Annotated in this window: 15 protein-coding genes; all 15 read left to right on the top strand. The window is 29.2% G+C overall.

Features of this window, described 5'->3' with window-relative positions:
- The first annotated feature begins 27 nt into the window (after window positions 1-27).
- The 15 genes from CP520_RS02990 (at window position 28) to secE (ending at window position 13,935) form a co-directional block, all read left to right on the top strand.
- A complete protein-coding gene (locus CP520_RS02990) occupies window positions 28-3,171 on the top strand; it encodes an AAA domain-containing protein (protein WP_096862968.1) in 3,144 nt (1,047 codons plus the stop codon).
- Between the two features lie 130 nt (window positions 3,172-3,301).
- Window positions 3,302-3,787 (top strand): 30S ribosomal protein S6, encoded by a 486-nt coding sequence (rpsF, locus tag CP520_RS02985; RefSeq protein WP_096862967.1) that lies wholly within the window; start codon window positions 3,302-3,304, stop codon window positions 3,785-3,787.
- 39 nt (window positions 3,788-3,826) lie between these two features.
- The gene (locus CP520_RS02980) at window positions 3,827-4,312 is read left to right on the top strand and encodes a single-stranded DNA-binding protein (protein ID WP_096862966.1); all 486 of its coding nucleotides are present in this window, start codon (window positions 3,827-3,829) and stop codon (window positions 4,310-4,312) included.
- A gap of 21 nt (window positions 4,313-4,333) precedes the next feature.
- Window positions 4,334-4,555 carry a 30S ribosomal protein S18 gene (gene rpsR, locus CP520_RS02975; RefSeq protein WP_211276333.1) on the top strand — a complete coding sequence of 74 codons (222 nt, stop codon included), beginning with the start codon at window positions 4,334-4,336 and terminating at the stop codon, window positions 4,553-4,555.
- 142 nt (window positions 4,556-4,697) lie between these two features.
- Window positions 4,698-5,108: a hypothetical protein gene (locus CP520_RS02970; protein ID WP_096862964.1), complete on the top strand. Its 411-nt coding sequence runs from the start codon at window positions 4,698-4,700 to the stop codon at window positions 5,106-5,108.
- 159 nt (window positions 5,109-5,267) lie between these two features.
- Window positions 5,268-5,720, top strand: coding sequence for a 50S ribosomal protein L9 (rplI, locus tag CP520_RS02965; protein ID WP_096862963.1), 453 nt, complete (start codon window positions 5,268-5,270; stop codon window positions 5,718-5,720).
- An 11-nt stretch (window positions 5,721-5,731) separates the two neighbouring features.
- Window positions 5,732-7,087, top strand: a complete 1,356-nt coding sequence (gene dnaB, locus CP520_RS02960; protein ID WP_245832604.1) for a replicative DNA helicase — start codon at window positions 5,732-5,734, stop codon at window positions 7,085-7,087.
- A 119-nt stretch (window positions 7,088-7,206) separates the two neighbouring features.
- Complete coding sequence (locus CP520_RS02955) at window positions 7,207-8,808, top strand: lipoprotein (RefSeq protein ID WP_096862961.1); 1,602 nt, start codon at window positions 7,207-7,209, stop codon at window positions 8,806-8,808.
- A gap of 41 nt (window positions 8,809-8,849) precedes the next feature.
- Complete coding sequence (locus CP520_RS02950) at window positions 8,850-9,509, top strand: uracil-DNA glycosylase (protein WP_096862960.1); 660 nt, start codon at window positions 8,850-8,852, stop codon at window positions 9,507-9,509.
- 46 nt (window positions 9,510-9,555) lie between these two features.
- Window positions 9,556-10,458, top strand: a complete 903-nt coding sequence (locus tag CP520_RS02945) for an ECF transporter S component (RefSeq protein WP_096862959.1) — start codon at window positions 9,556-9,558, stop codon at window positions 10,456-10,458.
- Between the two features lie 17 nt (window positions 10,459-10,475).
- Window positions 10,476-11,804, top strand: coding sequence for a cysteine--tRNA ligase (gene cysS / locus CP520_RS02940; protein ID WP_096862958.1), 1,329 nt, complete (start codon window positions 10,476-10,478; stop codon window positions 11,802-11,804).
- Window positions 11,805-11,806: 2 nt separating this feature from the next.
- Window positions 11,807-12,535 (top strand): 23S rRNA (guanosine(2251)-2'-O)-methyltransferase RlmB, encoded by a 729-nt coding sequence (rlmB, locus tag CP520_RS02935; protein WP_096862957.1) that lies wholly within the window; start codon window positions 11,807-11,809, stop codon window positions 12,533-12,535.
- A gap of 153 nt (window positions 12,536-12,688) precedes the next feature.
- A complete protein-coding gene (locus tag CP520_RS02930) occupies window positions 12,689-13,282 on the top strand; it encodes a hypothetical protein (protein ID WP_096862956.1) in 594 nt (197 codons plus the stop codon).
- 67 nt (window positions 13,283-13,349) lie between these two features.
- Window positions 13,350-13,511 (top strand): 50S ribosomal protein L33, encoded by a 162-nt coding sequence (gene rpmG, locus CP520_RS02925; protein ID WP_096862955.1) that lies wholly within the window; start codon window positions 13,350-13,352, stop codon window positions 13,509-13,511.
- 1 nt (window position 13,512) lies between these two features.
- Window positions 13,513-13,935 carry a preprotein translocase subunit SecE gene (gene secE / locus CP520_RS02920; protein WP_096862954.1) on the top strand — a complete coding sequence of 141 codons (423 nt, stop codon included), beginning with the start codon at window positions 13,513-13,515 and terminating at the stop codon, window positions 13,933-13,935.
- The last annotated feature ends 5 nt before the right edge of the window (window positions 13,936-13,940 follow it).

Here is a 13,940-nt window from a genome sequence, read left to right as displayed (position 1 = left end):
ATTTAAGAATTGGATTAGGAGAAAAACATGAGCGAGAAAGAAAACAAGTATAAACAGCTTTTAAACAACTTATTAGACATCAAAACAAGAGGGGACCAAGCAGTATTCACAAATATTGAAAATGCTTTAATGTTCGATGTTTATAATAAATTCGGAAAATCAGTTGAAGGTAAAATATTAAATCAGAATGAATGTACATTCCCAGCCGATGACTTAGATTACATTCTTCTGTTAGCAGAATTACCAAAAGCCGAAACTAAAGAAGAAGTTTTAGAACTTTTTGAAAGATACAACGTACCATTAACCCAAAGAAACAGAGAACTTATCAAGAAATCATCAGATCTTGAAAGAACCAAAGAAAGTCTTGATCGAGAATTCTCTGAAAAAGAACAAAAATCAAATATTAAATGACAACAATATAGACGTAAAGTTATTGATGAATACACACAATCAAATGTGTGACCACTTTATGTTGGAACCGGATATATTTCACTAGCTTCGCCAGTTAGAAATTTATATGCTCCTTGCTTTTTAAAAGAAGTGCAAATAAATTATGACAACAATAAAAATCAAGTAGTTTTAAAAACCAATGGAGATTGAGTTATAAATGAAAAATTATTATTTATGTTAAATGAAAGTGGATATGTAATTGATGCAGAAATTTTCAAAGATGATGATTCATTAGAAAAATTAAAAACAACTTTTGAAGAAGTTTGTAGAGTTAAGTTTCCGATAGAACCAATTGCTCCTTTTGAAAATATCAAAAGTTATGACATTAAAAACACTATAATTCAAACCCATCCTGGAGTTGTGCTTGGATGATTTAGACCTGGTGGAGGAAAACTTAGACAAAGAATGCTAGATATCATCGCAAACGATGAACTTGATAGTATCTTAGATGTTGAATTCGACAAGAACATTTATAAAGATAATATTGATGATTTTGTAAAAGATACAAACTCAGTTATTTATCACATTCAACCTTCTAACTTTTCACAAGAAATTGCTTTAATATCAGCTTTAAAACAAAATACAATTATTTGAGGTCCACCTGGAACAGGTAAATCTCAAGTGATTGCAAATGTTATTGCTAATATTTTAGAAAAAGGAAAAACAGCCCTAGTAGCTTCACAAAAGAAGGCAGCTTTAGATGTGCTCAAAAAGAGATTAGGAAAAATATCTAAATTTGTCTTTTTTGCTCAAAATAGCGATATGAGTAAACGAGAATTTTATGAACCATTACAAGATTTCATTAGTACTTTTGAAAATTATAGAAGAGATATTACTGAAAAAATTTATTCAAAACCATTAATGAGTAAAGAAGAATTCCAAATGCTTTGAACTTTAAATCGTGAAAAAGAAGATGGTGTTTATGACAATTCATTAAAATTATTAGAACAATTTAACGATAATATTTCTGTTTTAGAAAACTTATTTAAATTAAATCCAAATTGAAAATATCCAAATAATTCTTTTGACAAAAAACAAATGGCAAAAGATATTATGAATTTAAATAATATTCAACCAGACAAAACTTTAGGTTTCATTAAAACAACACCTAAATCAATTAAATATGCTGTTGATATTTTGATAAATATCTACAATATGAATCCTGATGATAATCTTGATGTTAACTTGGTTATGGAATTAACATCAAAAACAACTTTAAAAGATGTATTAGATTTAAAAAATGTTGCTAAAACAAAAATTAGACCAAGTGAATTTAAATCAGATGAAGACTATTTAACAAGTGTTTTTTGTGCAAGACTTTATAACAAATTAAGTCAATGACATTATTCGTATGATGATAGATATTATAAATACTCTTCTTTTGCAAACGCAATTAGAGCAGGTAGAGCTTTACCTTATAAATTTATGAATAAATTCCAAGATATCATTCAAGAATTCTTTCCAGTGATGGTTATTACTCCACAAGATATCATGCCCTGATGAGAAACAGAAAGTTTGGACTATGCAATTCTAGATGAATCTTCACAAATGTTTTTAGAAGTTGGTTTACCTTTAATTTCTTATGCAAAAATTAAGGTTCTTGCAGGTGATACTGAACAAATGCAACCATCATCATGATTTGCTACAAGAGATAATAATGAATCTGAAGATGACATTGCAGAAAATGCAAATTCTTTATTAGATTACGCAAAGGAAAAGGGTGTCTTTTCAGTAATGCTAAATCAAAATTATAGATCTAGTTCTGCTTCATTAATGTCATTCTCTTCAAAGAACTTCTATAATTCAGGCTTAGATGTGCTTGATAAAAAGGGAATTGATTCAAAAGAAGCTATTGAAGTTATTAATGTTGATGGTGTTTGAAATGAAGGAATTAATATTCCCGAAGCTAAAAAAGCTATTCAAGTTACTAAAGATTTATTATGCCAATATGATTCAATTATTTTATTAACTTTTAACTCGAAACAAAGAGAAATAATTGAAAAAAGAATTCTTACAGCTGAACCAGAATTAGCAAAAGCCATGGAACCTGATGAAGAAGGAAACCCGCAATTAAGTATTAGAAACATCGAAAACATTCAAGGTGATGAAGCTGATGTTGTTGTTATGAGCGTTGTTTATACACCTGAAACTAGAATGGCTAGCACTTATGTTACTAAACCTGGTGGAAAGAATGCTTTAAACGTAGCCATCTCTAGAGCCAAAGATAAAATGATTGTTATTAAATCAGTAACAAGTGAAAATGTTCAAATTGCTAACACTGAAGATTTCCAAGTGTTTAGAGAATGATTGCGTTTCTTAGATATGACATGTGATGAACAAAAACGATATTCTATTTCAAACCAAAACTTTTCTGAAGGAGCTGGAGAAGTCGATTCTTCATTCGAAAGATCTGTAATTGAATTCATTAAAGAAAATGTAAAAACTGATAGAAAAATTGATATCTTAAAACAGTATGAAGTTGGAAGTTATTTTATCGATATTGCTTTAGTTGATGAAAGAACAAGAGAATTTATTCTAGGTATTGAAGTTGATGGATATAGATATCATGGGGGAATGGGTTATAACAAGTATTTACAAGATTATGCTCGTCAAATGTTTATCGAATCAAAAGGGTTCCCAATTTATAGAATTAGAGAAATTGACTTTAAAATAAACAAAGAAGGAATCAAAAAAGACCTAGAAGAATTAATCAATAACTAAAAATAATAATTAATATTTGAGATTAATAGACTAGAAACTTTTTATTGTTATAATTAACAAAGAGTTAATATTACACGAGTTAGCTCCTTGGCCGTAACAGGCCCTTATGACCAAAAGGAGGATACATAAAATGAGAAAATACGAAATTATGTACATCTTAGATCAAGATGCAAATGAACAAACAATTAAAGACACTAAAGCAAAATTAGAAAACATCTTAACTGCTAATGGTGGAAAAATTGAAGATCAAAAAGACTGAGGTTTAATCGACTTTGCTTACGAAATCAACCACAAGAAAAAAGGAAACTACTTTGTAGTTATCGTAAACACTACTCCAGAAAACGTTGAAGAATTTGAACGTGTTGCTGGAATCGACAAAAACGTTGTTCGTAATATGGTAATCAATACTGAAAAAGAAAACGATTATGTTCAATCAGTTGAATTATCAAAAACTGATATGGAAAAATTTGAAGAAGAACGTAGAGAAAGAAGAACTTTCAAACGTAACTTCAACAATGACCGTCCACGTAACAATGACCGTCCACGTAATAATGATCAAGCTGCACCATCAACTGATGCTGCACCAAAAGCTGAATCAAACACTGAAACAAAATAATTTAATTTAAATTAACGAAATAAAAAGGAAGTACTTATAATGAACCAAGTTCAATTAATCGGGAGACTTACAAGAGATCTACAAACAAGAGAAAATAGTAACGGAACAACTTATTGTTTCTTTACTGTAGCGATTGATGAATACCGTAAAGATGGTAAAAATCAAACAAACTACATTGAATGTATTGCCTACAATGCGACTGCTAGAAATATGTCACAATATGTTGGTAAAGGATCTTTAGTAGGGGTTACTGGAAGTATTTCTACAAGAACTAATAAAGACGATAATGGTAATTATCAAACAACTACTACTATCGTTGCTAATCGTGTTGAATTTTTAGAATCTAAAGGCGCAAGCCGTGCACAAAATCAACAATCATCAAATGACAACTATGTTAGAAATGATTCAAACGTTGATATGGACTTTGTAAACGGATTCGAACAAGAAGAAAATCATCCATCACAACCAAATAACAATGATAAAGACGAGTTATTTAAAGATGATGATTCAATTCTTTGAGACTAATTAAAGAGAAGAGGATTAAACATGAGAAAAGGACAAAGAAGAAAAAAACCAAATCCATTTGTTAAAAATAATATTACTTACATCGATTTCAAAGATGTTGAATTATTAAAAAAATTCATTTCTAACAACGGACAAATTCTTCCAAGAAGAGTTACTGGGGCAAGTCCAAAAGACCAAAGAAAATTAGCTACTGCAATTAAACGTGCAAGAACTATGGGATTATTACCATACGTTGTTGAATAATTTTCACAAATAATTAATCTAAAGCACTATTGAAATTCAATAGTGCTTTTTTTCTTCACAATAAAAAAGGAAATAACACTTACTTTAAATAAGTTAGTTGTATAATTAAGACAATAGATTTATTGAAAGGATGTTTTTTATTATGGAAAAAAGAATTGAAAACTATTGAAATCAAATGGAAGAACACAAATTAACTTTTGCTGAATTTTTAAGAAATTCTAAAGTTGATTTAGGTTTAGTTGAATTAAAATTTGATACTACAAACAGAACTATGACTGCAATTTATGGTGATGAAGACGAAACATTAACTATTGAAGCAGAAGAATTCCCAACAGTTAAAGAATACGATGCTATTGATTTATCAACAGTTATTGTTCCTTTAAAACAAGATTTTGCTAAATTATTAAACGATGAAGCATATCATGGAGAATTAGGAGAATTCTTAGATAAATATCATTTAACAAGCATGGACTTTAACATGCAAAATGATGAAGTAACTTTCCGTTCAGGAAACTCTCATTTAGTTGAAGGTGTCGATTACGACGCTCAATAATAATTTTTTAATAATTATTATTTAAACCTAAGATAACTCTTAGGTTTTTTTAATGGTTAAATTTATAAAAATTCTTAAAGCGAATGATTAGATTTCAGCCTTTATTCAAGTTAGGGTAAAATAAACATAATTGAATAAATGAAATGGGGAAATAAATTTATGAAAGTTATATTTTTAAAAGACGTTAAAGGTCAAGGGAAAAAAGACGAAATCAAAGAAATTTCTGATGGTTATGCAATTAACTATTTAATTCCAAGAGGATTAGCAAAACAAGCAACTGCTGGTGCTACTAAAACTGTTAATGCTAATAAACAAAAACAAGCAGAAATTGATCAATTAACAACTGCACAAATGCGTCAGTTAAAGACCGTTTTAGAAGGCTTAAAACCAGTTTTTGAACTAGACTTTTCAGATCAAGATAAAGCAACTGGAGCAGTTACTGCAAAAGATATTGTGAATAAATTAAAGACTGATAATAATATTGATTTAGACACAAAACAATTTAAAAACTTTAAAAACATTAAGAAATTAGGAACAACTAAAGTTGTGATTAATCTAGATATGGGAGTTAAAGCAACTTTAAGTGTTAAAGTTGAAAGACTAAAAAAATAAAATAGATTGAAGTGAATTATAAACATATGAATAACGAACAACAAAGCCAAATCTTAGAAGAAGCTGAACAACAAGTCTTAGCTACAGCTATTAAATCACCTAACGCTCTACCAGATATTTTAATTAGCTTAACTCATGATGACTTCTTTTTTGGTCAACATAATTTAATTTTTCAAGCAATTGAAAATTTAAATTCTAATAACCAAGAAATTACAGAATTAACAATTGCTTCTTGATTGGATAAAAATGGGAAACTCCAACAAGCAGGTGGGAATGCTAAGATTTTTGAAATTTCTTCAATTTACTATACTGATGAAAACATTGAATCTTATATTGATATTATTCATGAAGCTTCAGCTGAACGTAAATTTAAAAACCTAATTAGAAAAACTTCAGAAGAAACAAATAAAACTTCTGTAAACTACAGAAAACTATTAGAAAAAGCACAAACAGATTTATTAGAAATTGATTTTGATATTAAGAAAAATGATACAACCAAAATTGGAGATAGTGCAATTAACGTTGTTAAAAGAATTAAACAATTAGCAGAATCAAAAGAATCATTAACTGGAGTTTCAACTGGCTTCCATGAACTTGATAATGTAACTAGTGGTTTACAACCACAAGATTTTATTATTTTAGCTGCTCGTCCAAGTATGGGGAAAACTGCTTTTGCTTTAAACCTAGCTTATAATGCTGCAACTGATCGTCAACAAGATAATGCTGTTGCTATTTTTTCTGTTGAAATGCCAACAGATCAATTAACTCAACGTATTTTATCAATGGAAACTCAAATCAATGCAGATAAGTTGAGAAATGGTAAAGGGATTACTAAAGAAGAATGAAGAAAAATTAATGCAGCAGAAGACAAGTTAAGAAAAACAAGAATTTTTGTTGACGATACTCCTGGAATTACTGTGCAACAAATTCAATCTAAACTTCATAAATTAAAACGTGATGAAAACGTTAATTTATGTATTATCGATTACTTACAACTGATTTCAACTCCTGGTTCAAACGGAAACGATCGTCAAAACGAAATTTCAACTATTTCAAGACAATTAAAAAGAATTGCTAGAGATACTGGAGTAACAATTGTTTGTTTATCACAACTTTCTCGTAGTGTTGAAAAACGTGAAGATAAACGCCCAATCATGTCAGATTTACGTGATTCTGGAGCAATTGAACAAGATGCTGACATGATTATGTTTTTATATCGTAAAGATTATTACCAACATAATGATGATGAAGAAGATACTTCTGAAGTATCACCAACAGAATTAATTATTGCAAAACACCGTAACGGAGCTACTAAAGATATTAGTTTAAACTTCTTAAAACAATACGGAAAGTTCTTAGATAAATAAAGCTTAGAATAATAAAACATGATATTATATAGGCGAAATAAATCGCCTTTTTTTATGTTTTTAATTAAGGTATAATTTAATAATTAATGAGAAAAATTTACTTTTAAGGGGAAAAATAAATGAGAAAACTACTTGCACTTTTATCTGCCGTTGCAATCACTTCAGTTTCAGCTACTAGCGTTGTTTCATGTGGTGTTAAAACAGAACCAATTTCAGTAACTATTGATGGAAAAAATATTGGTGATAATAACTACACTGTAAAAGGATCTGGAAATGGAGCAAGTTATTCAGCTAAAGATTTAGCAGCTTCAATAGACGGATTAAATAATAGTTACCAATATAAAACTGGTTCAGGTAAAAAAGATTTTGATACAGTTAACTTTGCGATGGGATTCAACAAGTTAAATGATATGCTTTTCAGAGTTATGGCAAACGACACTCGTTTAATTACTAAACCCCAAGATAACTACGCACAATTAAGAAATACTAGAGATGTTTTCCTAGGACGTATGTTAAATAATGATGGAAAAAATGATCCAACTGCTAGAGTTTCTAATGATGACAAAAAAGGGAAAAATGGTGGATTTTACACTCCTTCAGTTGATGGCGGAAGAATTGGTTCTCTTGAAAAAAATACAAAAGATTATTATGACCAATTTAATGCAACTTACATTAATTCAATTCAAGGATTACATTTTTTAGAAGAATCAATTAAAAGTGAACCTGACCTGTTTACTGGCTATGCAGGAACAAATGCTATGGTGGATAATATGAGCCAAGCTGGAATTTTTTCTGATAAAGATTCGGATGCCTCTAAATATTATAACCAAGTAAGTAAAGCTACTAGATATTCAATGTTTACTAACGTTTCTTATAAGAGCCTTCAAGGAGATTCAATTTTCCAAGAATATAATACTAAGTCAGCTTTAATGACTTTTAATAAAAAAACAGGAGTAGTGACTGGAACTAATTCTACATATAAACCTTGAGAAGAAAACAATCCTGTTAAACCAGATAAACAAGCTGATGCTGTTAAAGAAAAAAATAAAAACCCAATTAATAATAGACCGCTTACTGATCCTTTTGGAAGATTAGTACTAGCTCCCGATGAAAAAGATCAAGAAAATTTTAACAAGATAACTAAAGGACAATTAGATGCAAAACAATTAGGAACAACAGATGGTGGAGTTGGTGAAAACGAACAAATGGTTGATACAATTTCTAATGGAAATGCAGAAATTAACTACTTAACTAAAAAAGATGGGGACCACTATAATTTCGCTTATAATTCACAATCTTTCTATACTGTAAAAGTAGCGCCAATTGAAGTTACTTATACTTTTGAAACCAACCACAATAATGGTCATGCTGGTGAAGTAAACTCAAAATACAATGTTTCATTTACGTTGAATAATTTAATGCAAGTTTATAGACCATATGTTGTTGCAAAAGGAAATGATAATCCTGACAACAAAGATAATCCAGAAACAGACTACAACGTAACTTGATTATTTGCAGGGTATAAATTCTTAAACCCGGATATGACTAAAGAAACTTATGATTTATCAGGGAAAGATAGATTAATGACTGTTGAAAACAATAATGATGCTGGTTCAACATATTTAAATAATGTTAGATTTGAACTTAACCACCAATTAAGGGATATGAAAACAACTGCTTGAAAAATCGAAGACGTAACACCAAAACAAGAACAAAAATAATTTTAATGTGCCTTTTGGCACATTTTTTATAGGAGGATTTAATGAAAATACCAACTGGATGAGAACAATTCTTTAAAGAAGAAAAACAAAAACCTTACTTTGAAGAATTAATGAAATTCTTAAAAAATGAATATGAAACTAAAACTATTTATCCACCTAAAGAAAACATTTTCACAGTTTTTAATTTAGTAAAACCAGAAGATGTAAAAGTAGTTTTACTAGGACAAGATCCATATCATGGCTATAACCAAGCAAACGGAATTGCTTTTTCTACAAACGATAGTAAAACACCAAGAAGCTTAGCGAATATGTTTAAAGAATTAAATAATGATTTAGGGATTGAACATCCTTCAAATGATTTAACAGGATGAGTTAAACAAGGGGTATTTTTACTAAACACAATTTTAACTGTTAGAGAACATGAACCTTTAAGTCATAAAAATAAGGGATGAGAAATTTTTGTCCTAGACTTACTAAATTTCTTAGAACAAACCAACCATAATGTTTTATTTTGTGCATTTGGGAATAATGCTTATGAAATGTATAGTAAAATTACTAATATAAACTCTCAAGATATCTTGAGGTTCGGACATCCAAGTCCTTTTAGTTATGAACGTTATTTTAAAAACACAAAACCTTATAGTGCTATAAATAACTGGTTAATCGAACATAATGAAAATCCAATTGATTGATCGAAATAATAAAAGGAACTATTTAGATGCTTCTATTGGTAAAGGATAGTATAAAATGCACAAAATCAGTGATTATCTACTAACAAATAACAATATGGCTCATGTTGCTATTTATTTTTTAGTGGGATTAATTGCTCTTTTTCTTATTTTTCAAGTTTTAAAAAATCTTTTTTATAGAGGTTCTAATGTTAGAGGATTCCACTTTACAACTAAAAATATTACTTATATAGCTATGATGGTTGCAGTTTCAACAACTGTAACTGTAGTTATATCTTTAACACTACCAATTACTGTTTTTCCGCCAATTAGGATTGCTTTTGAAGGAATCATGGTTAAAATTGCTGGGATGTTTTTTGGTCCTTTAGTTGGAATTATAGTTGGATTAATTACAGAATTAATCACAATTATGTTTGTTCCAAGTTACATCCACGTAGCTTATTTAATTGTTGCTGTTGGGTTTGGATTCTTATCTGGATTAACTTCTTATTTCCAAAGATTAACTGGCCGTAAAAAATGATGAACATTCTTAGCAATTAATTTATTTATTATTGCTTATGGAGTTGTTTTAGGATTAATAACTTCTTATTATAATGAAGATGTGAAATTATTTGGTGTTGATATTGCTCCAGAATACTACACATATGTATTTATTGGAAGTATTGGATTATCATTAGTTTTAGTATGAGTAGTGGTTGGAGTTTTCTTAATCATGAAAAAAGGATACCTCTTAGATATCGTCTTACCAATTATTTTAATGTGTGTTGTGACCGAATATTGTGTCACAACCTTGATTGGTTCATGAGGGGATGTAAGCTTTCTTGGAATTCCAAGAGATACCGGAGGATACACCTCAATCTTAATGGTTCGATTATTACAATCACCAATCAAGATTGTGTTTAATACATTAGTCTTATCAACTGTGTTCTATATTTTAAGACCATTGGTAAAATCTAAATAAAAGGGAGAAACAATTTTATGAAACTTTATAATTCTTTAACAGGTAAAATTGATGATTTAAAAACTAAAAAAGATAACGAAGTTGATATCTATACTTGTGGACCTACAGTCTATAACTACATCCATTTAGGGAACGCTAGACCAAGTATAACTATGGACTTTGTAGTCAGATTTTTAGAACACAAAAACTTTAAAGTAAACTACCTACAAAACATAACTGATGTAGATGACAAAATTATTAATAAGGCTATAAGTGAAAATAAAAAAGAACTTGAATTATCAAGTTTCTATACTGATGCTTACATTAAAGATTTAGAAGATTTAAATGTTCAATTACCAACTAAAATTATTAAAGTTTCAGATGTAATTCCAGAAATGATTCAATTCATTCAAAAGATGATTGATAATGGAAGTGCTTATGTAGTTGATGGGGATGTCTTCTTTTCTGTTGATAAATTCCCAAAAGAATATGGTCAATTAAGTGGAAGAACTCAAGACGAAATTACTGTAGGAAGAATTGAAGAAAATTCTAAAAAGAAAAACCCAAATGATTTCGTGCTATGAAAGAAAACTGATGTTGGTATTAAATGAGATGCACCATTTGGTGCTGGTCGTCCAGGATGACATACTGAATGTGCAGTTTTAAATGATATGTATTTTGATCACAATACAATCTCACTTCATGGGGGTGGAATTGATTTAAAATTCCCACACCATGAAAACGAAAGAATTCAATTTATTGCTACAAACGATAAAGAACTTGCAGACATTTGAATGCATAATGGTCACTTAACTTTTAATAGTGAAAAAATGTCTAAATCATTAGGAAACACAATTTTAGTTCGTGACTTCTTAAAACATCATTCACCAGATTTATTACGTTGATTATTTATGACAACTTCATATACTCAACCAATTGATATTAATGATGATGTTTTAAATCAAGGTGGAAAATTCTTTGAACGTTTAGACAACATTCAAAAGAAAGCAAAACAACTTTGAGCTATGGATGATTTAGAAGACTTAACTTCTGAAGAAAGCGTTCATCATTACGTTGACCGTTTTGATGATTGAATGAGAGACAATTTAAATACACCAATGGTTCTAACTGAAATTGAACAAGCAATTAAAGAAATTAATAAAGATTTAACAAACAAACAAATCACACCAACATTTATGGAACTAAAAGAAATTTTAAGAATTTTAGGATTTAAATATGAACTTGATTACACAGTTAGTGAAGCTGATAAACAAGAATTAAAAGAATGAAAACAATTAATTAAGAATAAAGAATATGACAAAGCCGATAAACTTCGTGAATCTTTAAGTAAGAAAGGATTGGTATAGAAATGAAAAATTTAATTTATGGTAAACACGCTGTAACTGAATTCATTACCAACCATCCAAACATGGTTAAAGAAGTTTGAACTAGTCACTATAAAGAATTTATTAATGAAGTTAATCCAGATTTAAAACCAATTGTTAAATCATCAACAAACGATAAAATGGAACGTTTATTTGATCAAAAAGTTAACCACCAAGGTTATGTTGCTGAAGTTAAAGAATTTAACTACACACCATTAAACGAAATGATTGAAAACTTAACAAAAGAAGATAAAGCTACAGTTTTAATTCTTGATCAAATTCATGATCCTTATAACTTTGGAGCAATCTTAAGAAGCGCTACCCAATTAAACTTTAAAAATATTATTATTCTTGATCGTAAACAAGTTATGGTTAATTCAACTGTGGTAAAAACAAGTGCTGGAACTGCTTATGATTTAAATATTGCAAAAGTTCCAAACCTAAGTATTGCTGTTGATAAGTTAAAAGATGCTGGTTTTTGAGTTTATGCATCTAACTTAAACAAGGATGCTCAAGATATGAGAAAAGTTGATTTTGATAAAAAAACAGCTTTAATTATTGGAAATGAAGAAAAAGGAATTTCTGATAAATTAACTAAAAATGCTGATGTAAATATCTATATTCCATCATCAAATAAAATCGATTCATACAACGCTTCTGTAGCTAGTGCTTTGATGATGTATGAGATTGCGAATAAATTAGAATTAATATAAACAAAAAATAAAAAAATTATTACAATTCATTTTAAGGAAATCTTAAAGAAAGTATGTAATAATTTTTTTTGGTTAATAGGGAAAGTAACAAATATTAATCATCCTTGCTTTTATGACAACAGGAGTGTTGTCTGATAGAAAGCGTGGGTAACGATGCTAGATAAATTGATACGTTATAACCGTAACGGAACAGAAAAATCTTTTAATCCTTTAAGGATGGAAGATGATGAACTAGTTGTTATATATTGTGATTTAAAAAGTTGTAAAAACTTTGCAATCAATAAGAGTTATCGTCGATACTATAACTTACCAATCGAAAGAGATGACTTGGAATGAATTGCTTGATGTGGCTTTAAAGAAGCTGTTGATAAGTATGATTCTTCGACAGGACAAAAAAGTTTTGAGTCATTTATGATTGATGCAATCACTTGAAAATGTAACGACTATTGTGAAAGCTATTTGACAAATAGACACAAAGTTTTGAATGTTGCTTATACGAATAAAAACAACGATAGGTCAAATATTAATGATCAAAACAGTTCTTTTAAAGAACGAGTAGCAATTGAATCAGTAATTGAACAATATATGATTGGCATCAAAAATCTCGACAAACTTGAGATTGCCAAAGCTTATTTATTAAGCTTTGAAACACCAAAACATATCGCACGTAATACAGCGATTGGACGAACAAAAGTCTATCGTTTAGTGAGAGAAATATCCAACGAATTAGCCGAATTGTTGATATAAAACGATGCGATTTTGTGATATTCTATATAATATAATCAATGTATTTTGTAGGGGAGGAAAACGAATCATGGCAAAAACAACAAAACACAAAATTATTTTAGTTTGTGAAAACTGTTTAAATCGTAACTACTCTTTGACAAAAAGTAATCTTACTCAAAAAGAACGCTTAGAAGTTAAAAAATACTGTCCTACTTGTGATGCACGTACTTTACACAAGGAAAGTAGATAATATGACAGAACAAGAAAAAGAATTAAAAAAAGAACAAAAACGTTTAAAGAAGGAAGCTAAAGCTAAGGCTAAAGTAGAGAAGAGCCGCATCAAAGCCAAAAAGAGAGCTGGTAATGGTGAAGCAGCTGATGGGGACGAGCCATCAACTAAACGCGTTGTTAAAGAAAAAGAGATGAAAAAAAATCTTTACAACCGTAAAAATTTTAAACGTAAAGCAGAAAAAGAAAAAACCGATTGAAAATTAGGATTTAAAGAATTTCCAGTCAAAATGGTCAAAGAAGTTAACAAGATTCAATGATCAGGAAAAAGAAATTTAACAAATAAATTCATCCAAGTAATCATCTTTATGCTAGTTTTTGCAGTAGTTTTTTACTTAATCGATTGAGGTTTCCAAGCCTTATTCACAGCAATTCACGTTATATAGAAGAA

The sequence above is a fragment of the Mesoplasma lactucae ATCC 49193 genome (assembly GCF_002441935.1).
Lineage (GTDB): Bacteria > Bacillota_I > Bacilli_A > Mycoplasmatales > Mycoplasmataceae > Edwardiiplasma > Edwardiiplasma lactucae.
The sequence above is the reverse complement of the archived record's forward strand: the minus strand, read 5'-3'. Positions and strand labels throughout refer to the sequence as shown.